This window comes from Kitasatospora sp. NPDC058965 (assembly GCF_042741245.1).
Classification (GTDB): domain Bacteria; phylum Actinomycetota; class Actinomycetes; order Streptomycetales; family Streptomycetaceae; genus Kitasatospora.
In genome coordinates this window covers 1-20,687 of sequence record NZ_JBHYKG010000006.1, presented here as the reverse complement: position 1 = coordinate 20,687, position 20,687 = coordinate 1, and the positions used below count along the sequence as shown (strand labels likewise).

The following is a 20,687-nucleotide window of genomic DNA, read 5'->3' as shown; positions in this document are numbered from 1 at the left end:
CTCCCCGTCCCTCTCCTGACCCCCGGTCATCCTGCCGTACCGGCAGGTCCGGGGGCCGCGGAGGGACGGTGCGGGGTCGGCCGCGCGCGGTGGTCGGGCGCGGCTGGTCGAACACGGAGGTCGGACGGGTGCGCGGTCAGGCGCGGACGGCGGAGATGTCGAAGTTCAGCTTGACCTTCTCGCCGATCAGCACGCCGCCGGTCTCCAGGGCCGCGTTGTAGGTCAGGCCGAAGTCGGTGCGGTCGACCGTGGTGCGGCCCTCGAAGCCCAGGCGCTGCAGGCCGTACGGGTCGGTCGCGGTGCCGGTGAACTCCAGCTCCAGGGTGACCGGGCGGGTGGTGCCCTTGATGGTGAGGTCGCCGGTCATCCGGTAGGTCTCGGCGTCCAACTGCTCCGTGCCGGTGCTGCGGAAGCTGATCAGCGGGTGGGTCTCGACCTCGAAGAAGTCGCCGGTGCGCAGGTGGCCGTCGCGCTGGTCGTTGCCGGTGTCGACGCTGGCCACCTGGATGGTGAGTTCGGCGGTGGAGTTGGCCGGGTTGCTGCCGTCCAGGTGCAGCTTGCCCTCCCACTCGGCGAACTCGCCGCGCACGTTGGTGACCATGGCGTGCCGGACGCTGAAGCCGATCCGGCTGTGCGTGGTGTCGACGTTGTAGTCACCGCTCAGGTGCGCCAGGTCGGCGAGCGGTGCGGCGGCGGGCAGGGTGGCGACGGACGCGGTCTCGGTGCCCTTGCGGTTGAACAGACCCATGACGAACTCCTCGGACGTGATTGTTTAGGCTTCAACTTCTTGGCTCCACCATAGCCCCGAATGGTTCAAAGTTCAACCACCAAGCGTGGGTGTGTCTCCCGTGCTGGTTAGGGTGCTGGGGAGGAGGTGGCCCAGGGTGTTCGCGGTGCACGCGCTGTGGCGGAACGGGGACCGGGTCGCGCTCTGGGCCGAGGACGCGCGCGCCCGCGGGACGGTGGGCAGCGCAGGCACGGGATCGCATCCGTTCGCCTGCTCGGCCGGGACGCTCGCGCAGGTCCTCGCCGGGATCGGCCCCGGCCTCGAATGGCTGGCCGGTCAGGCATCCGAACGCTGGGCCACGCTCGCCCTCCCCTCGCTCTCCGGCGCGCCGGCCGCCTCGCCCGACCTGCTCGGCGGGCACTCCCCGGGCGGCCTGGTGCTGCGGCCCTGGCGGGTGCCGGTGCTGGTGTTCGGACCGGCCGAGAGCGCGCAGCTGCTGGGTGAGCTCTTCGACCCGCGGTGGGCGCTCAGCAGCTCCGAACTGCCGGACGCCGGCCGGGTCGACGTCTCGTACGGGGCCTCGCTGCGCTGGTTGACCGGGGTGCACGACCTGGCCTGGCGGCTGGCGGGCACCGGCCGGGTGCTGCCCGGGCTGCGGCGGACCGGCGACGGCGCCGGGGCGGCCCGCTGGCTGCCGGTGCCGGACGCGGCGCAGCGCCGTGAGGCGGATGCGCTGGCGGCCGGGTGCCCGGGGGTGCTCCGGGCGGAGCGCACCGGGGCCGAGCTGCTGGCGGAGGCGCTGGAGGTGCTGACCGACCGCGAGGTCAGGGCCCGGCTGGCGGAGCGGTCGGCGGCGCCGGGGGCGGCCGCCGCCGTCGGGGCGCCCGCGGTGCCTGCAGTAGCCGCGGTGCCTGCGGTACCCGCGGTGGCCGGGGACTGGTACGCGGCGCTGGGCACGGGGGACGGGCGGTTCACCGCCGCTCCCGGTGAGCTGGACGGGCTCGCCGAACGCCTCGCCCGCTGGCACGCCTCCGGCGGCCCCGCCGACCCAGCGGTGCGGCTCTGCTTCCGGGTGGTCGAACCGCTCGGACCCGATCCGGCCGACCCGGAGGGCCGGGCGGTCGGCGAGCACTGGCGCATCGACTTCCTGCTCCAGGCGGTCGACGAGCCCTCGCTGCTGGTCACCGCCGCCGAGCTGTGGGCCGGCGGTGCGGCCGTGGCCGCCTTCGAGCGGCACACCCCCGATCCACGGGCGAGCCTCCTGGCCGAACTGGACCGGGCCGCCCGCTGCCGTCCCGGCCTGCTCGCCGACCTGCGCGCGCCGCGCCCCAAGGCGCTGATGCCGGACCGCGACGGCGTGCTCGACTTCCTGCGCGAGAGTGCGCCGGTGCTCGCCGGGGCCGGCTTCGGCGTGCTGCTGCCCACCTGGTGGCAGCGCCGGCCACGGCTGGGGATGGCGCTGTCGGTGCGGCCGGGGGCGACCGCCGCCGTCCGGCGGGACGAGCGGCTGGACCGGGACGCGCTGCTCGCCTTCCGCTGGCAGCTGGCCCTGGACGGTGCGCCGCTCACCGAGCAGGAGCTGGCCGAACTGGCCGCCGCCAAGCGGGGACTGGTCCGGATCCGCGGCCAGTGGATCGAGGTGGACGCCCGTCAGCTGGGTGTGGCGGTGGACTTCCTGAACCGGCTGGGCAGCGGCGAGAGTCCGCCCGGGCCGCTGCTGCGGCTGGCGCTGGACCCGGGTGCCCTGGTGGCCGGGCTGCCGGTCGGCGCGGTCCGGGCCACCGGGGTGCTCGGCGACCTGCTGTCGGGCGGCGCGGGCGGCTCTGGAGGCGCGGGCGGTGAGGGCGGCGCGGCGGGCGCGGTGCCCGAGGTGCGGGTGCCCGCCGGCTTCGGCGCGGTGCTCCGCCCCTACCAGCAGCGCGGGGTGGCCTGGTTGGACGCGCTCAGCCGGCTCGGCCTGGGCGCGGTGCTGGCCGACGACATGGGGCTGGGCAAGACCGTGCAGACGCTGGCCCTGCTGGCGGTCGAGCACGCCCGGCAGCAGGGCGCCGCGGGCGGGGCCGGCACCGGGCGGGGCCGGGCCGGCGGGCCGGACGCCCGGCCGACCCTGCTGGTCTGCCCGATGTCGCTGATCGCCAACTGGCACCGGGAGGCGGCCCGGTTCGCCCCGATGCTGCGGGTCCACGTGCAGCACGGCGCCGACCGCCCGCAGCAGCGGGAGCTGCGCGCCGCGGTGGCCGGAGCCGACCTGGTGATCACCAGCTACGGGGTGCTGCAGCGGGACGCGCCGCAACTGCGCGCGCTGCCCTGGCGCCGGGTGATCGCCGACGAGGCGCAGACCGTGAAGAACAGCGCCACCGCGCAGTCCCGGGCGCTGCGTTCGATCCCGGCCGAGCACCGGATCGCGCTGACCGGTACCCCGGTGGAGAACCGCCTCGCCGAGCTGCACGCGCTGCTCGACTTCGCCAACCCCGGGCTGCTGGGCTCGGCCGCCGCCTTCAAGGAGCGCTACGCAGCGCCGGTGGAGCAGCGGGGCAGTCTCCGGCGGGCGGCCGAACTGCGCCGTCGGACCGGCCCGTTCGTGCTGCGGCGGCGCAAGGACGACCCCGGGGTGCTGGCCGACCTGCCGGCCAAGCAGGAGATGACCGTCTGGTGCACCCTGACCGCGGAGCAGGTCGGCCTCTACCAGGCCGTGGTCGCCGACCTGCTGCACCGGTTGCGCGGCGCCAAGGGGGTGGAGCGCAAGGGGGCGGTGCTGGGCGCCATCGGGCGGCTCAAGCAGGTCTGCAACCACCCGGCCCAGCTGCTGCACGACGGCTCGCCGGTGGCCGACCGGTCCGGCAAGGTGGCCCGGCTGGAGGAACTGCTGGCCGAGGCGCTCGCCGAAGGCGACCGCACCCTGGTCTTCACCCAGTACACCGAGTTCGGCGCGATGCTCCAGCACCACCTGGCCGAGCGGCTCGGCACCGAGGTGCTCTTCCTGCACGGCGGACTGTCCGCCCGGCGGCGGGACGAACTGATCGGCCGGTTCCAGCGGCCGGACGGGCCCGGGGTCTTCCTGCTGTCGCTCAAGGCGGGCGGCACCGGACTCAACCTCACGGCCGCCAACCAGGTGGTGCACCTGGACCGATGGTGGAACGCGGCGGTCGAGGAGCAGGCCACCGACCGGGCGCACCGGATCGGCCAGCGGCGCACCGTCCAGGTCCGCCGGTTCGTCTGCGCCGGCACCGTGGAGGAGCGGATCGCGGAGATGATCGAGAGCAAGCGAGCCCTGGCCGAGACCGCCGTGGACCCGGGCGAACGGTGGCTCACCGAGCTGTCCACCGGGGAGCTGCGCGAGCTGCTGAGCCTCACTCAGGAGGCGTTGTCGGAGCAGGAGGAGGCCCGCTGATGGGCGAGCTGGACGACTACTGGCAGGGCGCGTTCACGCTCCACCGGGACGCGGACGACGCTGGGGGCACCGACGACGCTGGGGGCACCGACGACGAGCGGCGCTGGCGCGAGGGCGGGCGGCCGGGTGCGGTGCGGTCGGACGGGGCGGCGCCGCTGCCGGTCGAGCGGCTGGCCGCGTCGGGGATCACGATCGGCGGCCGCGAGCTGGCCGTCGTGCTGGCTCCGACCTACCGGCTGCTCGTGGAGGGCTTCGATGCTTGACCCTCGACCTGGTCGAGGCCGCAGAGTCCAGGACGTGGAGAGCGAGATGCGCAGCATCGGCCGACTGGCCCGGGACAGCGGACTGACCATCAGCGCGCTGCGGTTCTACGACGGCGCCGGGGTGTTCGGACCGGCCTGGGTGGACCCGCAGACCGGTTACCGCTGGTACGCACCGGAGCAGCTGGGCCGGGCCCGGCTGCTCTGCCGGCTGCGCCGGGTCGGGCTGCCGCTGGCCGAGATCCGCCTGGTGCTGGACGCGCCGGCCGGCTCGGACACCGCGCACCGGGTGCTCGACGGGCACCTGCGGCGCCTGGAGGACGGCCTGGCCGATGCCCGTCGCGAGCTCTCCCTCGTCCATGACCTGATCGACCTGAGGGAGTTGTCGATGACCAAGACCACCGTGGACCGCGCCGAACTCGCGGCGGCGCTGTCCGCCGTCCGCTTCGCGGTGAGCGCCGACCCCGGACTGCCGGTGCTCGGCGGGATCCTGTTCGACCTGGACGGCGAGGCGCTGCGCCTGGTCGCCACCGACCGGTACCGGATGGCGGTGGGGCAGGCCGCGGTGCGGCGCGTTGACGGCGAGCGGTGCACCGCCCTGCTCCCGGCGGCGCTGGCGGACGAGATCGGGGCGCTGGCCGGGGCGGGGGAGGGCGAGCTCACGCTGACCGTCGAGGGCGGTCGGGTGCTGGCCGAGGCGGCGGGGCAGCCGCCGGTGGCGGGCGAGCGGCTGGACCTGGACTTCCCCGACTACCAGCGGCTGCTCCGGCTGGAGACCACTCACCGGGCGCGGATCGGCGCCGAGGTGCTCCGCCGTGCGGTGGTCGAGGGGCCGACCCGTCCGTACGTCCCGGAGCAGGGCGAGCCGGCCGGCGGACCGGTCAGCCTCACCGTGCTCGCGCTCGGCGCCGACGGCGAGCTGCGGGTGGTCGCCGACGACGGTGCGGCGGGCGGCGGGGACGGTGCGGCGGCCGCCGAGCAGGAGCTGCGGGTGGCGGTGAACCGGGAGTTCCTGCTGGAGGCGCTCACCGCGGGCGGCGGCGACGGCCAGCTGCTGCTGGAGCTGGGCGGGCCGATCAGCCCGCTGGCGATCCGCTCGGCCGACGGGGCGGCGGGCAGCTACTCGGTGCTGATGCCGGTGCGCCTCTCGTAGCGCCGCCCGGCCCGGCCGCCGTCCCGGTCAGCCGACGGCCGTCCGCAGGCCGAGGGTGATCAGGACCCCGCTGGTCAGCCGGGTCAGCACGGTCCGGAACCGGTGGGACCTGGCGAGGGCCGCGGCCCGGCCGATCACCACTGCCCAGCCGAGCAGCCACACCGCCACCAGCACCACCTGGGCGGTGGCCAGGGCGAGCAGCTGGGGGAGCACCGGCTGACGGGGCGTGAGGAACTGCGGGGCCAGGGTCAAGAAGACCGAGGCGGCCTTGGGGTTGAGCACGTTCCCCAACAGCGCCTGCAGGTAGGTGGACCGGCCGGTCCAGGGCAGCCGGCTCCGGCGGGGCGGACGGTCGCCGCCGGCGTCGGCTGCCCGCCGCCGGCCGCCGGCCTGCCACCAGGTCCACAGTCCCAGCCCGACCAGGTACGCCGCGCCGGCCAGCCGGACCGCGGCGAACGCCTGGCTGGACCGCATCACCAGCGCGGAGAGCCCCAGACCGGCCAGGGTGGCGTGCACGTAGAGCCCGGTGGCGGTGCCCAGCACCACCGCCAGGCCCTCGCGGCGCCCGGCGGTGGTCACCCGCTGGGTCAGCAGGGTGAAGCTGGCGCCCGGCGTGGCGATCAGCGGGAAGACGGCGGCGAGGAAGCCGAGCACCGCGGAGCCGGGGACCGGACCCCACGCGCCGAGCGCCGCCGTCACCGCGGGACCACCCGGTAGTGCGTGGTGAGCCGGTGCTCCGCGTCCAGCACGTGGAAGGCGACCCCCGGCGGCTGCTCCCAGTTGGTCAGCTCCGGGCCCTCCCAGGGCAGCCCGAGCGTCCAGGTGACCGAGGGGCCGACCAGCAGCGGGCGGCCGGCGAAGGTGGAGGCGGCCGCCGTGTGCGCGTGGCCGGTGATCAGGGCGACGACCTCGGGGTGGGCCGCGAGCAGGGCGGTGAGCGCGTCGCCGTTCTGCAGCGTGTAGGCGTCGGGCAGCGGGTGGTGGAGCGTCACCGGCGGGTGGTGGCAGGCGATCAGGGCGGGCGTGCCGACGGGCAGCGCGTCGAGCGTGTCGGCCAGCCAGGCGAGGGTCTCCCGGTCCAGCAGGCCCTCGTCCTCGCCCGGGATGCTGGAGTCGCACATCAGCACCGCGGCCCCGCCGACCAGGTGCAGGCGGTTCACCGGTCCGTCCGCGCCGGGTTCGCCGAGCAGCGCCGTGCGCAGCGGCCGCCGCGCGTCGTGGTTGCCCGGACAGGTGAGGACCGGGAACGGGGCGGCGAGGATCCGGGCCGCCTCCCGGTACTCGGCCGCGGTGCCGTGGTCCGCGATGTCGCCGGTGACGAGCAGGGCGTCGACCGGGGTGGGCAGCGCGCGCAGGTAGTCCATGACGCGCTCGGCCCGCTCCCGGGCCCGATCGCTGCCGTCCAGGTGCAGGTCGCTGATCTGGGCGAGCAGAACCATGGTGCATTCCCCCTCTAACGGAAAACTTCGGGTTATCCGTTAGGAACGGTAGACTACGGTCGACCCAGTGATCAAGAGCAGAACTCGAGGTGACCCTGGTGCCGATCCCTTGTCTGGCCCTGGAGCTGGCCGGCACGATCCGCCACGACGGCAGCGGCGGGGTGGCGGACGACCTGTCGGACCGGGCCGGTCTGGCGCTCTGGCTGGGCGACCGGGCGGAGCGGCTGGCCGCGGCCGGCTGTACGGAGGCGGGGCCGGTGACCGAACCGCTGCACGCGCGGGTGCTGGCCGTGCGCGGCGCGCTGCGCGCACTGCTCGCCCGAGCGGTCAGCCCGGCGCCGCCCAGCCCCGCCGATGCCGATCGCCTGTTGCCCGCCGAGCGGGCGCTGGAGCTGCTCAACGCGGCGGCGGCCGACCGGCCGGTGGTCCCGGTGCTGGACTGGCCCGCCGGTGCCGCGCCGGTGGTCCGGGTGCGGGTCGTCGGCGACGCGGCGGGCGGCTTGCCGGCGGCCCTGGCCCGGGCGGCGATCGACTTCCTGGCCGGCCCCGACCTGCCCCGGCTGCGCGCCTGCACCGCGCCCCGGTGCGTGCGCTACTTCCTCCAGGAGCACGGCCGGCAGGAGTTCTGCAAAGCCTCCTGCGGCAACCGGGCCCGGGCCGCCCGCCACTACCGGCGCCACCACGCCGCGTCCGAGGCGGACTGACCCCGGGTCCCGGGATCGCCGCCGGCCCCGCCGGGCCCGACCTGACCAGGTGTCCGCCCCGCGCCCCGCTGTGCTTGCATTTGCAAGCACTCCAGTTAGCATGGGGGCCATGGCTTCACTGAACGTGAGCTCGCTGGGTGAGTACATCCGCGAGCAGCGGCGCACGGCGCAGTACTCGTTGCGCCAGTTGGCGGAGGCAGCGGGTGTGTCCAACCCGTACCTCAGCCAGATTGAGCGAGGGCTGCGCAAGCCGAGTGCGGAGATCCTGCAGCAGATCGCGAAGGCGCTGCGGATCTCGGCCGAGACGCTCTACGTGCAGGCCGGGATCCTGGAGGAACGCCCGGCCGACGGTGCCGACCTGCGGGCCGCGATCTTCGCGGACGCGGCCATCAGTGAACAGCAGAAGCACGCGTTGCTGGCCGTCTACGAGGCTTTCGTCGCGGAGAACACGAACCAGGGAAGGACGAGCTGATGCCCGGTACCGAGGAGATCAGGAACGAGATCCGCAAGACGCTGAGCGACCCGACGCCGCTCTACGCGCTCGCGGGCGCGGGCGACCTGGCGGTCGAGATGCTGCGCGAGGTGCCGGCCCGGGTCGAGGCGCTGGCCGCCGACCGCCGCGGCGCCCAGGACGCCGCGGTGTCCCGGCTGCAGGAGGCCCAGGCCAAGGTGATCGGCACCGTCACCACGCTGCCGTCCGACGTCAAGGGCCTGCAGGAGAAGGCGCAGGAGTTCGCGCTGCAGCAGGTCGGCCGGGCCGCGGGCCTGGCGGTCAAGGCCAAGGAGGTCTACGACGAGCTGGCTGTGCGCGGCAAGGGAGTCGTGGACAAGAACGTGCCGGGCTGGGTCGAGGAGTCGGCCGTGACCGTCGAGCGGACCCAGACCGTGCCGGTGGACGCCGAGGAGGTCGAGGCCGAGCCGGTTCCGGACGAGGCGCCCGCGGCCGAGCAGCCGGCCAAGAAGTCGCCCCGGGCCCGGAAGCGCCCGGCCGCGACGGAGCAGTGACGGCGCACGCGAGGCCACGGGCGGCGAGCCCCGGCCGCCCGTCCCACGACGGGGCCCCGGTGTGTCAGGGTTGAGGGGCGGTGCCGCGGGAAGTCAACGGGTGACACCAGCGGCAAGGATCGGATGAGGAGACCTGGGTGACGTACTTCCTGTCGTTCCAGCTGCTGAACCCCTTCTGGTACCTCTCGGCCGGGATCCTGCTCTTCAAGGCGTACGCCTTGGTGGACGCGGCGTTCCGACGGGACGACGCGTACCGGGCGGCGGACAAGAAGAGCAAGGCGTTCTGGCTGGTGGTGCTGGGACTGGCGTTCGGCTTCGACCTGCTGTTCGGAGCCAACTTCATCGGCAGCTTCCTCACCCTGATCGGCCTGGTGGCGGCGATCGTCTACATGGTGGACGTCCGCCCGGCGATCCAGTCGCTGACAGGCGGCCGGGCCAACGACCCGATCAACCGGGCGCTGCGCTCGCTGGGCCTGCGCGGTGGTGGCCGGCAGCGCTGGTGAGCGACCGCTGACCGGCGACCGGCCGGCGGCGACCGGTCAGCGGCTATTGAGGGGACCGGAGGGCTGACGGCGGCTCAGGTGCTGCCGTCAGTCGGGCGTGCGGGGCCTGTGGGTGGGGCGTCCGCCCCGCCGAACGGGGCGTCAGCCCCGCGGCGGCGGCGTCAGCCCATCAGCGCGGGCTGCTGGTTGCGCTCCAGCAGCAGGACCGCGACGTCGTCGGTCAGGGCGCCGCCGTTGAGCTCCTCCACCTCGGCCAGCGCACCGTCCACCAGGCGGCCGCGGCTGAGCCCGTTGGCCTGGTGGTCGCCGATCAGGCCGATCAGACCGTCTTGGCCCAGCCGGCGCGATCCGGCGCCGACCCGACCCTCGATCAGACCGTCCGTGTAGAGCAGCAGGCTCCAGCCCGGCTCCAGCTCGACGTGCTGGGCCGGCCAGGCCGACTCGGTGTCGTCGCAGGGGAGCAGCCCCAGGGCCGGACCGGCCAGGTCGCTCGGCAGCACCACCGGCCGCCGGTCGGCGGAGAGCAGCAGCGGGGCCGGGTGCCCGGCCAGGTAGAGCTGGGCGTACTCCAGCCCCGGTCGCTCGGAGGGCAGCGCCTGCTGGCCCACCCCCGGTGCCGGGCGCGACTGGGCCGCCCCGGCACCGAGCTGGTCGGCAGCCCGGGCACTGCGGTGACCGCGCGGAGCCGGCTCCGGCGGGGCGCCCGGGGTGATCACCAGCATGCAGAGGGTCGCGAAGATCTCGTCGCTGCGCCGCTCGTGCTCCAGCACGTGCTGCAGGGTGGTGAGCAGGGTCTGACCGGTCAGGCCCGCGAAGACGAGGGTGCGCCACGCTATCCGCAGCGCGACCCCGAGCGCGGCCTCGTCCGGACCGTGGCCGCAGACGTCACCGATCACCACGTGCACCGAGCCGTCGTCGGTGCGGACCGCGTCGTAGAAGTCGCCGCCGAGCAGGGCCCGCCGCCGACCCGGGCGGTAGCGCCGGGTGAAGGACAGCTCGGCCCCGTCCAGCAACGGGGTGGGCAGCAGGTGGCGCTGCAGGCGGGCGTTCTCCTGTCCGCGCAGCTCGGCCTCGACCAGTCGGCGCTGCGACTCGTCGGCCCGCTTGCGTTCCACGGCGTACCGCAGCGCCCGGGCCAGCAGCGGACCGTCCGTCTCGTCCCGGGTGAGGAAGTCCTGGGCGCCAGCGGCCACCGCGGCGGCGCCCAGCGGCGCGTCGGCGGCCTCGGTCAGCACCACGACCGCGGCGTTCGGGGCCAGCCGCAGCACCTCGCGCAGCCCGTCCAACGGGTCGCCCTCGGACCCGGGGGCACCGGCCGGGCCGGTGGCCAGGTCGAGCAGGACGCAGCTGTAGTCGACCGGGACGACCCGCGCGCGCCGGCCCGGGGCGCTGCGCACCGGGGTGAGCAGTACGGCGGCCTCGGCCAGGCCGTGCGCCCGGTGCAGCTCGATCGGCGCGCCGCCGGCGGCGATCAGTTCCTCGATCAGCCGGGCGTCGCCCGCCTCGCTCTCGATCACCAGCAGTCGCACCGGGTCGGCGGCGCGCTCGCCGCCCCCCGGCCGACCGGTGGCCCGCGGTGCGGGCAGCGGCAGCGGGCCGGCGCCCGCGGCGTCCGCCCGGTCCGCCAGCTGACGCGCCGCGGCGGCCAGGCCGCCCAGCCCGCCGAGGTCGCCGAAGGGGCTGACCGCGCCGAGTCCCTCGAACCGGCCGAGGCCTTCGAGGGAGTCCAGTCCGTGCATGGAGCTCAGGCCGCTCATGTCGTTCAGTCCGGTGCCGGCGGTCGGGGACTTGGCCGGATCAGGGCAGGGGGCGGCCACACGCTGGCGCGGGCCAGCCTTGGCCGGGGTGCCGGACCGGTTCTGGCCGGTATCCGCCCCGTCTCCCGTTGCGGGCACGGACGATTCCTCCTCTTCCCTGACGGGGTAACGGCTGCGATCCGCGCGCAGTGCCCGCGTGGCACTACGAGTCAGGGAACCTTCCGCGACCATAACGTGATCTCCGAGGATTTCCTTGGCTGGTGAGCGTGGATGTGGTTATTGCCACGCTGGTGGTGGGCCGGGTGGCTGGTGGGCGGGACTGACGGTCGGGCACGCGTGCGGCCCGGGGCGAGGAGCTGACGGTGACACAGATCACATTGGTTCAGGGTGATATCACGAAGCAGCGGGTTGATGCCGTGGTCAACGCGGCCAATTCGTCCCTGCTGGGCGGGGGCGGGGTGGACGGGGCGATCCATCGGGCGGGCGGGCCGGAGATCCTGGCCGAGTGCCGGAAACTGCGGGCTTCGCACTACGGCAAGGGCTTGCCGGTCGGGCAGGCGGTGCTGACGACGGCCGGGAAGCTGCCGGCCAGGCACGTGGTGCACACGGTCGGCCCCGTCCACGGGGGCCACGCGTACGAGCGCGGGGCGGAGTTGCTGGCCTCCTGTTATCGCGAGTCGCTGCGGCTGGCGGCGCAGGCGGGTGATCGGGTGGTGGCGGTCCCGGCGGTGTCGACCGGGGTGTACGGCTGGCCGATGGAGGACGCGGCGCGGATCGCCCTGTCGACGGTGGCGGCGGAGCTGGCCCGGGGGCCGGCGGCGGAACTGGCGGAGGTGCGGTTCGTGCTGTTCGATGCAGCGGCGTTCCAGACCTTCGCGCAGGTCAGGGACGCGTTGGGGCTCGACCCGCGGGAGTCGCGGGAGGGGTAGGTGCGGCAGTCTGATCGAATCAAGGAGCGTCACCGGATGGGCTCCATAGTGGCCTGACGGCGCGTCAACACGCCAGAGGAAATCGATAACTCGTTCGAGTGAAATGGGTGGCAGGTCGAGCGGCGCCGGTGCCGACGCCGACGTAGGTACCGGCGGCGGCCCCGGTACCGGCACCGCCCACCCGGTCAGGGCGCCAGCGCCGCCCACGGCAGCGTGAGCTCCCCCTGCCGCCACCGCCCGCGCACGTCCACCAGCGGCCAGGAGCCGGCCAGCGCCGTGCAGGCGGCCACCCAGCGCTGCCGCACCCCGAACGCCCCGTACGGCGCGGCCGCCGCCCAGGCCCGGTCGAACTCGGTCAGGAAGGCGTGCACCGGCCGCCCCGGCACGTTGTGGTGGATCAGCGCCTTCGGCAGCCGCTCGGCCAGGTCCGACGGGCGCTCCAGCGAGGCCAGCCGGGCCGCGAAGGTGACCGTGCGCGGCCCCTCGGGCCCCAGCGCCACCCAGACGTGCCGCCGCCCGACCTCGTCGCAGGTCCCCTCGACCAGCAGGCCGTCGGGCGTCAGCCGGTCGCACAGCCGCGCCCAGACCGCCTCGACCGCCTCCTCCTCGTACTGCCGCAGTACGTTGGCGGCCCGGATCAGCTGGGCCCGGGCGCCGTCCAGCGGCACCTCGAAGCCGCCGCGCCGGAAGGTCAGCCCCGGCGGGCGCGCGTACGGCAGCGCCGCCGCGACCCGGGCCGGCTCGATCTCGATCCCGACCACCCGCAGGTCGGGGCGGACCGCGGTGAGCCGCCGGTGCAGCTCCACCGCCGTCCAGGGCGCCGCGCCGTAGCCCAGGTCCACCGCCACCGGCGCGGCCGCCGCGGCCCGCAGCCGGGCCGCCAGCGCGTGCACGATCCAGCGGTCCATCCGCCGCAGCCGGTTGGTGTTGGTGGTGCCGCGGGTCACGGTGCCGACCGGCCGGGCCGCCCCGCGCGACCCGCCGCGGCCCTGGTCCCCGCGGCCCGCCGGGTGCCCGAACGCGCCGGGGTCGAAGGAAGCAGCCATGACGGCAGGGTACGTGGACGGCCGCGCCGCCCGGCACGGCGCGTGCGCCGCCCTTGCGCGCCGCCCGTGCGGGGGCTGCGCCGCCGGGCGCGCGGCCGGGTCGCGCCGGAATCACTCCCGCTGCGGGGAATGCACGAAGTGGGCGCGCGGTTGTTTCGCTGTTGGACCCGGCAGAGTGGTAGGCGAGGCAGAAGCAGAGAGGCCCCAGTCAGGTGATCAAGCACCCCGTGTCGACGGTTCGGCGCGACCGGCAGAGCCCGTCGCGCCCCCGCCTGCATGCGCTGACCGGTGGCCGTGCCGGCTCCCCGCGCCGGATCGCGATGCTCAGCGTGCACACCTCCCCGCTGCACCAGCCCGGCACCGGCGACGCGGGCGGCATGAACGTCTACATCGTCGAGCTGGCCAAGCGGCTGGCCGCGCTCGACATCGAGGTGGAGGTCTTCACCCGGGCCACCTCCTCCGACCTGGCGCCCAGCGTCGAGCTGGCCCCCGGCGTGCTGGTCCGGCACGTCACCGCCGGCCCGTACGAGGGGCTGGTCAAGGAGGACCTGCCGGCCCAGCTCTGCGCCTTCACCCACGGCGTGCTGCGCACCGAGGCCGGCCACCGCCCCGGCCACTACGACCTGGTCCACTCGCACTACTGGCTGTCCGGCCAGGTCGGCTGGCTGGCCGCGGAGCGCTGGGGCGTCCCGCTGGTGCACACCATGCACACCATGGCGAAGGTGAAGAACGCCGCGCTGGCCGCGGGCGACACCCCCGAGCCGGCCGCCCGGGTGATCGGCGAGACCCAGGTGGTGGAGGCCGCCGACCGGCTGATCGCCAACACCGCCGACGAGGCCGGCGAGCTGGCCGGCCACTACGGCGCCCGGCCGGACCAGCTGGAGGTGGTGCACCCGGGCGTCAACCTGGACGTCTTCCGGCCCGGTGAGCCGGACCCCGGTGCCGCCCGGCGGGCCGCCCGGGCCCGCCTCGGGCTGCCGGCCGACGCCGCGGTGCTGCTGTTCGCCGGCCGGATACAGCCGCTCAAGGCGCCGGACGTGCTGCTCAAGGCGGTCTCGGTGCTGCTCGCGCGCCGCCCGGAGCTGCGCGAGCACCTGGTGGTCCCGGTGGTCGGCGGGCCCTCCGGCAGCGGGCTGGCGGAGCCGAAGAGCCTGCAGAAGCTCGCCGCCCAGCTGGGCATCGGCGACGTGGTCCGGTTCCACCCGCCGGTCGGCCAGACCGAGCTGGCCGAGTGGTACCGCGCGGCGACGGTGCTGGTGATGCCCTCGTACAGCGAGTCCTTCGGCCTGGTGGCGCTGGAGGCGCAGGCCTGCGGCACCCCGGTGGTGGCGGCCGCGGTCGGCGGCCTGCCGGTCGCGGTGCGCGACGGGGAGACGGGCCGGCTGGTCCTCGGGCACGATCCGGCGGACTGGGCGCGCGAGCTGGAGCCCTACGTGACCCGGCCCGAGCTGGTGGCCCGGCAGGGCGCGGCCGCGGCCCGGCACGCGGCCGGCTTCGGCTGGGGCGCGGCGGCCGCCGCCACCGCCGAGGTCTACGCGGGGGCCCTGGCCGGCTCGGCGGGCCGCCGCCGCACCCCGGCCTGAGCGCTGCGGTGCTACCGGCCTGAGCGCGCGGCGTACCGGTCGGGCGGTACCAGCCGGTAGCGTCGCCCCATGGCTATCCGTACCAAGGACGAGGCTCTCGCGCTGCTCGCCGCCGCACTGGACGAGGCCGGCGTCGGCTGGGAGCCCGCCGTCGCCGATCCGTACACGCTGGTCGCCACGCTGCCCGGCACCCGCAAGCTGAGCACCACCTGCGCGCTGCGGGTCGGCGACCACACCCTGTCGGTGAACGCCTTCGTGATCCGCCGGCCGGACGAGAACCACGAGGGCGTGTTCCGCTGGCTGCTGGAGCGCAACACCCGGCTCTACGGGGTCGCCTACGCCCTGGACCCGCTCGGCGACGTCTACCTGACCGGCCGGCTGCCGCTCTCCGCGCTCGACGCCGACACGGTGGACCGGCTGCTCGGCACCGTGCTGGAGAACGCCGACGAGCCGTTCAACACCCTGCTCGAACTCGGCTTCGCCACCGCGATCCGCCGCGAGTGGGAGTGGCGGACCAAGCGCGGGGAGTCCACCCGCAACCTGGCCGCCTTCGCCCACCTGGCCGGCCCGGAGCGGTCCGGCTGAGCCGCTACGCCGCCGCCCGGGCCGCGGCCCGGGCGGTCGCCGTCGCGTCGGCGCGGCGGCCGACCAGCAGGTAGCCGGCGCCGGCCACCGTGCCCAGCACCGCGCAGCCGCCCCAGACCGCGCCCGGTCCGGCGTGGTCCAGCAGCAGGCCGCCGGCGGCCGGTCCGGCGAACGAGGCCGCCGACCAGGCCAGCGAGGAGACGCCCTGGTAGCGCCCGCGGGCGTGGGTCGGCGAGAGCTCGGCGACCAGGCTCATGTTGGTCGGCACCTGGACGATCTCGCCGATGGTCCAGATCGCCACGCTCAGCGCGAAGAACAGTGCGGAGTGCCCCGCGAAGGCGGCCAGCGCGGCGCCCCAGCCGGCCAGCAGCGCCCCCAGCATCAGCAGCCGGGCCCGGTCGCGGCCCTGGATCAGCCGGGTCACCGGGATCTGCAGCACCACGATCAGCAGCCCGTTCAGTCCGATCACCAGGCCGTACTGGGTGGCGCTCAGCCCGGCCTCGCCCATCACCACCGCCAGCGTGGTGCTGCCCTGCTGCATGACCACCGCGAACAGGAAGGTCATGCCGACCAGCGCGATGAACCGCCGGTCGCGGAAGACGGTCCCCAGGCTGACCTGCGGCCCCGCCGCCCCGGCCCGCACCGCGCCGGCCCCGGACGGCTGCGGCTTGGACTCCGGCACCTTGACGAAGACCACCAGCGCGCAGAGCAGCGTGGTGGCCGCGTCGGCGAGGAAGAGCGGCAGGTAGCCGTGGACCGCGATCAGCCCGGCCACCGCCGAGGAGACGCCGAAGCCGATGTTGATCGCCCAGTAGTTGAGCGAGAAGGCCCGCACCCGGTCCTTGGCCGGAACCACGTCCGCGATGATCGCCGAGGTGGCCGGCCGGGAGGCGTTGCCGCTGAAGCCGGTGAGGAAGGCCACGGCGGCGATCATCAGCTGCCCGTGGGCGAAGCCCAGCGCCGCGGTGCACAGCGCGGTCAGCGTCTGGGCGGCCAGCAGGGTGGGCCGCCGCCCGATCCGGTCCGCCAGCACCCCGCCCACCAGCGAGGAGACCGCCGACCCGAGACCGAAGAGCGCGGCCACCAGGCCCGCGTAGGAGGCCGAGTAGCCGCGCTCGGTGGTCAGGTACAGCGCCATGAACGTGACCACGAAGGCGCCCAGCTTGTTCACCAGGGTCGAGGTCCACAGCCACCAGAAGGCGGAGGGCAGACCGCCCACCGACTCGGCGGCGGCGCTGCGCACCCGGGCGGGCAGCAGCGTGGCGGGTGCGGGCATGGGGGCTCCCGGGCGGCAGGGACCGGTGAGCGGAGTGGGGTGACCGCTCACCGAGTCAGTAAGTGGCTCAGTGGACTAGCACACATTACTGATCGGGCTGGTGCGCCAGCCAGCGGTTATTTTCGACGCACTAAGCTGTGCGCCATGGCTGACACGACCTACCGACTGATCCTGCTCCGCCACGGCGAGAGCGAGTGGAACCAGAAGAACCTCTTCACCGGCTGGGTCGACGTCGACCTCAACGAGAAGGGTGAGAAGGAGGCCGCGCGCGGTGGCGAGCTGCTGGCCTCCGAGGGCCTGTTCCCGGACGTGGTGCACACCTCGCTGCTGCGCCGCGCCATCCGCACCTCGCAGATCGCGCTGGACAAGGCCGACCGGCACTGGATCCCGGTCAACCGCAGCTGGCGGCTGAACGAGCGCCACTACGGCGCGCTGCAGGGCAAGGACAAGGCGCAGACCCTGGCCGAGTTCGGCGAGGAGCAGTTCCAGCTGTGGCGCCGCTCCTACGACACCCCGCCGCCGGCGCTCGAGGACGGCACCGAGTTCTCCCAGTCCGGCGACGCCCGCTACGGGGAGATCCCGAGCGAGCTGCGTCCGCGCACCGAGTGCCTCAAGGACGTCGTCGACCGGATGCTGCCGTACTGGTACGACGCGATCGTGCCGGACCTGGCCGCCGGCCGGACCGTGCTGGTCACCGCGCACGGCAACAGCCTGCGCGCGCTGGTCAAGCACCTGGACGGGATCTCCGACGAGGCGATCGCCGGCCTGAACATCCCCACCGGCATCCCGCTCCTCTACGAGCTGGACGCGGACTTCAAGCCGCTCACCCCGGGCGGCCGCTACCTGGACCCGGAGGCGGCCGCGGCCGCCATCGAGGCCGTGAAGAACCAGGGCAAGAAGTAACCCGCTTGCCGATACGGCCCCCGACCTGCGCGAATGGCGCGGGTCGGGGGCCGTCGTCGTTCCCGGGGGTCAGTGGCCGCCGCAGCAGCCGCCGCTGGCGCCGCCGCACTGGCAGGGCGCTCCGGACTGGCAGCCGCAGCCGCAGCCCGGACCGCAGCCGCAGGCGCCGAGCAGGACCAGCTTCCGGGCCGGGGCGCAGCAGGTGGCCGACTCGGCGGGGGCCGGGACGGGCCGGGCGGGGGTGGTGGTCATGGTGCGGTGCCCTCCTCGAAGACGGCAGACAGCTGCCTGCCCATCGAGTGAAGCCCGCCCGCTGACGGGGCGTCAACGGGCGCGCGGGTGTGGGGGAGCGGTGGTTCCGTGCTCCCCCACCCCGGGCTGTTCGGGTTTACCGCGGCGACCGGGCCGACCGGTCACTCGGCCGGCAGCGGCTCCTCGGGCACGTAGTCGCCCGCGTGCTCGCCGGTGACCAGGTAGACGACCCGCTTGGCGACCGAGACCGCGTGGTCGGCGAACCGCTCGTAGTAGCGGCCGATCAGGGTGACGTCCACGCCGGTCTCGATGCCGTGCTGCCAGCGGTCGTCGATCAGGTGCTGGAACAGCTCGCGGTGCAGCTGGTCCATCGCGTCGTCGTCGCGCTCCAGCTGCAGCGCGGCGTCCACGTCCTTGGTGGCGATGACCTGGCCGGCCTTGGCCACCAGGCGCTGGGCGAGCTGTCCCATCTCCAGCACGGTCGGGTGCAGGTCGCCCGGCACCGCCGACTGCGGGTAGCGCAGCCGGGCCACCTTGGCCACGTGCCGGGCCAGGTCGCCGCAGCGCTCCAGGTCGGCGCTCATCCGCAGGCTGGTGACCACGATCCGCAGGTCGGTGGCGACCGGCTGCTGGCGGGCCAGCAGGGCGATCGCGCGGTCCTCCAGCGCGTGGTGCAGGTCGTTGACCTTGGCGTCGGCAGCGATCACCGACTCGGCCAGCTCCAGGTCCGCGTCGAGCAGTGCGGTGGTGGCGCGGCCCATGGCCGAGCCGACCAGCCGGGCCATCTCGACCAGGCTGTCGCCGATCGAGTCGAGTTCCTCGTGGTACGCGTCGCGCATGCTCTTCTCTTCTCCTCAGTAGCTGTGTCGGTGGCGGTGCCGACCGGCCGCCGCGCCGGTGTTCGACCGGCGAGGGGCCACTGCTGGTGGCGCGCATCGTACGCGTGCCGGGACCCACACGGGCTGCCCTCGCCAGACTGGGCCGCCCGGGCGACCGCTCCCGGCCAGCGCGGTGAACCGGCAGCTACCTGAAGGTGAATTCTCGGCAACGCGCGGCCGATGCCTTGATCTGACGCTTACAAAGCGCCCGGTGGATGCGCTTACGCTGGTCGGCATGGACGTGAATGTGGCCGCTGCCGCCGCCTGCGCCATCGCCGGGCTCGGTGTCGGCCTCACCGCCTCCATCGCCTTCCGCTGGAGCGAACGCGAGCAGAACCGCGCCGCCGGTGGCGGCAGCAGCAGACGGAACGGCAACGCGGCGGTGCTCAGCTCGCCGCTCCAGGAACCGGCACTGCCCCCGGGCGTGGACACCGTGCTCTCGGTGCTGCGCTCCTGCGCGATCGTGCTCGGCGACGGCGACGAGGTGGTCAAGGCCAGCTCCGCCGCCTACTCGATGGGCCTGGTCCGCGGTGGCGCGGTGGCGGTCGAGCCGATGCTGGCGCTGGCCCGGGCGACCCGCCGGGACGGCGAGATCCGCCAGGTCGAGCTGGACGTGCCGCGCCCCGGCGTGCAGCGCTCCGGCGAGCCGCTGTCGGTCTCGGTCCGGGTGGCCCCGCTCGGTTCCCGGCTGGTCCTGGTGCTGGTCGAGGACCTCACCGAGCGCCGCCGGATCGAGGCGGTCCGGCGCGACTTCGTGGCCAACGTCAGCCACGAGCTCAAGACCCCGGTCGGCGCGCTGTCGCTGCTCTCCGAGGCGGTCGCGGACGCGTCCGACGACCCGGAGGCGGTGCAGCGCTTCGCCGGCCGGATGCAGATCGAGGCCACCCGGCTGGCCAGCCTGGTCCAGGAGATCATCGACCTCTCCCGGGTGCAGGACGACCGGCTGCTGATGGACCCCGAGCCGGTGCCGGTGGACGAGCTGATCGCCGAGGCGATGGACCGCTGCCGCCAGCAGGCCGCGGCCAAGCAGATCCACATCGCGGCCGGCGGCATCGCCGGCCTCTACATCCACGGCGACCGCGGCCAGCTGGCCGCCGCGCTCGGCAACCTGGTCGAGAACGCCGTCAACTACAGTCCGCCGCGGACCCGGGTGGCGATCGCCACCCGCCGGATAGCCAGCGCCGCCGCCATCGGTGAGGCGGACGGCGAACTGATCGAGATCTCGGTGACCGACCAGGGCATCGGTATCTCGGAGAAGGACCGCGAGCGGATCTTCGAACGCTTCTACCGGGTGGACCCGGCCCGCTCCCGCGCCACCGGTGGCACCGGCCTCGGCCTGTCCATCGTCAAGCACGTGGCGGCCTCGCACGGCGGGACCGTCTCCGTCTGGAGCGTCGAGGGCCAGGGCTCCACCTTCACCGTCCGGCTGCCCGCCGGTCAGCACCCGGCGCCGAGCAGCGGACCGGCGCCCGTCGAAACCGCAACCACACCCCCCCTTCCTGCCCCGGAGGCCCGATCGTGACCCGAGTACTGGTGGTCGAGGACGAGGAGTCGTTCAGCGACGCCCTGTCGTACATGCTTCGCAAGGAGGGCTTCGAGGTGGCGGTCGCCGCCACCGGCCCGGACGCGCTGGAGCAGTTCGAACGCAACGGCGCCGACCTGGTGCTGCTCGACCTGATGCTGCCCGGGCTCCCCGGTACCGAGGTCTGCCGTCAGCTGCGGGTGCGCTCCAACGTCCCGGTCATCATGGTGACCGCCAAGGACAGCGAGATCGACAAGGTGGTCGGCCTGGAGATAGGCGCGGACGACTACGTCACCAAGCCCTACTCGACCCGTGAGCTGGTCGCCCGGATCCGCGCGGTGCTGCGCCGCCGCGGTGAGGACGGCGGGGCCGGCACCGACGGCAGCGGCCCCGGCGCGCTGGAGGCGGGCCCGGTCCGGATGGACGTGGACCGGCACGTGGTGACGGTGGACGGCGCCAAGGTCGACCTGCCGCTCAAGGAGTTCGACCTGCTGGAGATGCTGCTGCGCAACGCCGGCCGGGTGCTGACCCGGATGCAGCTGATCGACCGGGTCTGGGGCGCGGACTACGTCGGCGACACCAAGACCCTGGACGTGCACGTGAAGCGCCTGCGGGCCAAGATCGAGCCGGACCCGGGCGCCCCGCGCTACCTGGTCACGGTCCGTGGCCTGGGCTACAAGTTCGAGCCGTAAACCGCCCCGGCGGTGGGGCCCGGGACGGCGGTCCCGGGCCCGGGCACGACGGAGGGCCGCACCCCGGAAACGGGTGTGAGGC

21 protein-coding genes are annotated in these 20,687 nt (G+C 74.7%); 13 read left to right on the top strand and 8 right to left on the bottom strand.

Features of this window, described 5'->3' with window-relative positions; all coding sequences use genetic code 11:
- Window positions 1-136: 136 nt before the first annotated feature.
- Entirely contained in the window at window positions 137-748 is a 612-nt protein-coding gene (locus ACFW1A_RS02155; protein WP_380402568.1) for a YceI family protein, read from the bottom strand.
- Between the two features lie 136 nt (window positions 749-884).
- On the opposite strand from ACFW1A_RS02155, the gene ACFW1A_RS02150 reads away from it, so the two are divergent.
- Genes ACFW1A_RS02150 through ACFW1A_RS02140 form a run of 3 tightly spaced genes read left to right on the top strand, consistent with a single transcriptional unit; the run spans window position 885 to window position 5,531 of the window.
- Window positions 885-4,118 (top strand): DEAD/DEAH box helicase, encoded by a 3,234-nt coding sequence (locus ACFW1A_RS02150; RefSeq protein WP_380402565.1) that lies wholly within the window; start codon window positions 885-887, stop codon window positions 4,116-4,118.
- Entirely contained in the window at window positions 4,118-4,381 is a 264-nt protein-coding gene (locus ACFW1A_RS02145; RefSeq protein ID WP_380402563.1) for a hypothetical protein, read from the top strand. Before ACFW1A_RS02150 ends, ACFW1A_RS02145 begins: the two co-directional genes overlap by 1 nt.
- 34 nt (window positions 4,382-4,415) lie before the next feature.
- Window positions 4,416-5,531 carry a MerR family transcriptional regulator gene (locus tag ACFW1A_RS02140; RefSeq protein WP_380402560.1) on the top strand — a complete coding sequence of 372 codons (1,116 nt, stop codon included), beginning with the start codon at window positions 4,416-4,418 and terminating at the stop codon, window positions 5,529-5,531.
- Between the two features lie 27 nt (window positions 5,532-5,558).
- On the opposite strand, the gene ACFW1A_RS02135 is transcribed toward ACFW1A_RS02140, so the two are convergent.
- Window positions 5,559-6,230, bottom strand: coding sequence for a LysE family translocator (locus tag ACFW1A_RS02135; protein WP_380402557.1), 672 nt, complete (start codon window positions 6,228-6,230; stop codon window positions 5,559-5,561).
- Window positions 6,227-6,970, bottom strand: a complete 744-nt coding sequence (locus tag ACFW1A_RS02130) for a metallophosphoesterase (protein WP_380402554.1) — start codon at window positions 6,968-6,970, stop codon at window positions 6,227-6,229. The genes ACFW1A_RS02135 and ACFW1A_RS02130 overlap by 4 nt, the downstream gene beginning before the upstream one ends.
- A 98-nt stretch (window positions 6,971-7,068) precedes the next feature.
- Here ACFW1A_RS02130 and ACFW1A_RS02125 point away from each other — a divergent pair, with 98 nt between their 5' ends.
- From ACFW1A_RS02125 to ACFW1A_RS02110, 4 genes are all read left to right on the top strand, one after another.
- Window positions 7,069-7,674 carry an ABATE domain-containing protein gene (locus ACFW1A_RS02125; RefSeq protein WP_380402551.1) on the top strand — a complete coding sequence of 202 codons (606 nt, stop codon included), beginning with the start codon at window positions 7,069-7,071 and terminating at the stop codon, window positions 7,672-7,674.
- A gap of 109 nt (window positions 7,675-7,783) precedes the next feature.
- Window positions 7,784-8,146, top strand: coding sequence for a helix-turn-helix domain-containing protein (locus tag ACFW1A_RS02120; protein ID WP_380402548.1), 363 nt, complete (start codon window positions 7,784-7,786; stop codon window positions 8,144-8,146).
- Window positions 8,146-8,679 (top strand): hypothetical protein, encoded by a 534-nt coding sequence (locus ACFW1A_RS02115; protein ID WP_380402545.1) that lies wholly within the window; start codon window positions 8,146-8,148, stop codon window positions 8,677-8,679. The genes ACFW1A_RS02120 and ACFW1A_RS02115 overlap by 1 nt, the downstream gene beginning before the upstream one ends.
- A 137-nt stretch (window positions 8,680-8,816) precedes the next feature.
- Window positions 8,817-9,182 (top strand): DUF2516 family protein, encoded by a 366-nt coding sequence (locus tag ACFW1A_RS02110; RefSeq protein WP_380402542.1) that lies wholly within the window; start codon window positions 8,817-8,819, stop codon window positions 9,180-9,182.
- A 161-nt stretch (window positions 9,183-9,343) separates the two neighbouring features.
- Here ACFW1A_RS02110 and ACFW1A_RS02105 read toward each other — a convergent pair whose 3' ends face one another.
- A complete protein-coding gene (locus ACFW1A_RS02105; RefSeq protein ID WP_380402539.1) occupies window positions 9,344-10,939 on the bottom strand; it encodes a PP2C family protein-serine/threonine phosphatase in 1,596 nt (531 codons plus the stop codon).
- 362 nt (window positions 10,940-11,301) lie between these two features.
- On the opposite strand from ACFW1A_RS02105, the gene ACFW1A_RS02100 reads away from it, so the two are divergent.
- The gene (locus ACFW1A_RS02100; protein ID WP_380402533.1) at window positions 11,302-11,868 is read left to right on the top strand and encodes an O-acetyl-ADP-ribose deacetylase; all 567 of its coding nucleotides are present in this window, start codon (window positions 11,302-11,304) and stop codon (window positions 11,866-11,868) included.
- A gap of 185 nt (window positions 11,869-12,053) precedes the next feature.
- Here ACFW1A_RS02100 and ACFW1A_RS02095 read toward each other — a convergent pair whose 3' ends face one another.
- Window positions 12,054-12,776 carry a class I SAM-dependent methyltransferase gene (locus ACFW1A_RS02095; RefSeq protein ID WP_380402706.1) on the bottom strand — a complete coding sequence of 241 codons (723 nt, stop codon included), beginning with the start codon at window positions 12,774-12,776 and terminating at the stop codon, window positions 12,054-12,056.
- 353 nt (window positions 12,777-13,129) lie between these two features.
- On the opposite strand from ACFW1A_RS02095, the gene mshA reads away from it, so the two are divergent.
- Together mshA and ACFW1A_RS02085 are read left to right on the top strand one after the other, a co-directional pair.
- Window positions 13,130-14,497, top strand: coding sequence for a D-inositol-3-phosphate glycosyltransferase (mshA, locus tag ACFW1A_RS02090; RefSeq protein WP_380402703.1), 1,368 nt, complete (start codon window positions 13,130-13,132; stop codon window positions 14,495-14,497).
- Between the two features lie 69 nt (window positions 14,498-14,566).
- Window positions 14,567-15,082 (top strand): YbjN domain-containing protein, encoded by a 516-nt coding sequence (locus ACFW1A_RS02085; protein ID WP_380402528.1) that lies wholly within the window; start codon window positions 14,567-14,569, stop codon window positions 15,080-15,082.
- 4 nt (window positions 15,083-15,086) lie between these two features.
- On the opposite strand, the gene ACFW1A_RS02080 is transcribed toward ACFW1A_RS02085, so the two are convergent.
- A complete protein-coding gene (locus ACFW1A_RS02080; RefSeq protein ID WP_380402525.1) occupies window positions 15,087-16,358 on the bottom strand; it encodes an MDR family MFS transporter in 1,272 nt (423 codons plus the stop codon).
- 144 nt (window positions 16,359-16,502) lie between these two features.
- Here ACFW1A_RS02080 and ACFW1A_RS02075 point away from each other — a divergent pair, with 144 nt between their 5' ends.
- On the top strand, window positions 16,503-17,261 hold the full coding sequence (locus ACFW1A_RS02075) for a phosphoglyceromutase (RefSeq protein WP_380402522.1): 759 nt from the start codon (window positions 16,503-16,505) through the stop codon (window positions 17,259-17,261).
- Between the two features lie 69 nt (window positions 17,262-17,330).
- Here the strand turns inward: ACFW1A_RS02075 and ACFW1A_RS02070 are convergent, their stop codons facing one another.
- Window positions 17,331-17,513, bottom strand: coding sequence for a hypothetical protein (locus ACFW1A_RS02070; protein WP_380402519.1), 183 nt, complete (start codon window positions 17,511-17,513; stop codon window positions 17,331-17,333).
- A 161-nt stretch (window positions 17,514-17,674) separates the two neighbouring features.
- Complete coding sequence (gene phoU, locus ACFW1A_RS02065) at window positions 17,675-18,352, bottom strand: phosphate signaling complex protein PhoU (protein ID WP_380402516.1); 678 nt, start codon at window positions 18,350-18,352, stop codon at window positions 17,675-17,677.
- A gap of 274 nt (window positions 18,353-18,626) precedes the next feature.
- Here phoU and ACFW1A_RS02060 point away from each other — a divergent pair, with 274 nt between their 5' ends.
- Together ACFW1A_RS02060 and ACFW1A_RS02055 are read left to right on the top strand one after the other, a co-directional pair.
- Entirely contained in the window at window positions 18,627-19,913 is a 1,287-nt protein-coding gene (locus ACFW1A_RS02060) for a sensor histidine kinase (protein WP_380402512.1), read from the top strand.
- Window positions 19,910-20,605 (top strand): response regulator transcription factor, encoded by a 696-nt coding sequence (locus ACFW1A_RS02055; protein ID WP_110665116.1) that lies wholly within the window; start codon window positions 19,910-19,912, stop codon window positions 20,603-20,605. The genes ACFW1A_RS02060 and ACFW1A_RS02055 overlap by 4 nt, the downstream gene beginning before the upstream one ends.
- The last annotated feature ends 82 nt before the right edge of the window (window positions 20,606-20,687 follow it).

Bases quoted from the DNA above. Each gene is read 5' to 3' on its own strand.
- ACFW1A_RS02120 (WP_380402548.1), top strand. From the start codon at position 7,784: ATGGCTTCACTGAACGTGAGCTCGCTGGGTGAGTACATCCGCGAGCAG.
- ACFW1A_RS02105 (WP_380402539.1), bottom strand. From the start codon at position 10,939: ATGAGCGGCCTGAGCTCCATGCACGGACTGGACTCCCTCGAAGGCCTC.
- ACFW1A_RS02145 (WP_380402563.1), top strand. From the start codon at position 4,118: ATGGGCGAGCTGGACGACTACTGGCAGGGCGCGTTCACGCTCCACCGG.
- ACFW1A_RS02095 (WP_380402706.1), bottom strand. From the start codon at position 12,776: ATGGACCGCTGGATCGTGCACGCGCTGGCGGCCCGGCTGCGGGCCGCG.
- ACFW1A_RS02085 (WP_380402528.1), top strand. From the start codon at position 14,567: ATGGCTATCCGTACCAAGGACGAGGCTCTCGCGCTGCTCGCCGCCGCA.
- ACFW1A_RS02080 (WP_380402525.1), bottom strand. From the start codon at position 16,358: ATGCCCGCACCCGCCACGCTGCTGCCCGCCCGGGTGCGCAGCGCCGCC.
- phoU (WP_380402516.1), bottom strand. From the start codon at position 18,352: ATGCGCGACGCGTACCACGAGGAACTCGACTCGATCGGCGACAGCCTG.
- ACFW1A_RS02060 (WP_380402512.1), top strand. From the start codon at position 18,627: ATGGACGTGAATGTGGCCGCTGCCGCCGCCTGCGCCATCGCCGGGCTC.
- ACFW1A_RS02075 (WP_380402522.1), top strand. From the start codon at position 16,503: ATGGCTGACACGACCTACCGACTGATCCTGCTCCGCCACGGCGAGAGC.
- ACFW1A_RS02130 (WP_380402554.1), bottom strand. From the start codon at position 6,970: ATGGTTCTGCTCGCCCAGATCAGCGACCTGCACCTGGACGGCAGCGAT.
- ACFW1A_RS02115 (WP_380402545.1), top strand. From the start codon at position 8,146: ATGCCCGGTACCGAGGAGATCAGGAACGAGATCCGCAAGACGCTGAGC.
- ACFW1A_RS02155 (WP_380402568.1), bottom strand. From the start codon at position 748: ATGGGTCTGTTCAACCGCAAGGGCACCGAGACCGCGTCCGTCGCCACC.
- ACFW1A_RS02070 (WP_380402519.1), bottom strand. From the start codon at position 17,513: ATGACCACCACCCCCGCCCGGCCCGTCCCGGCCCCCGCCGAGTCGGCC.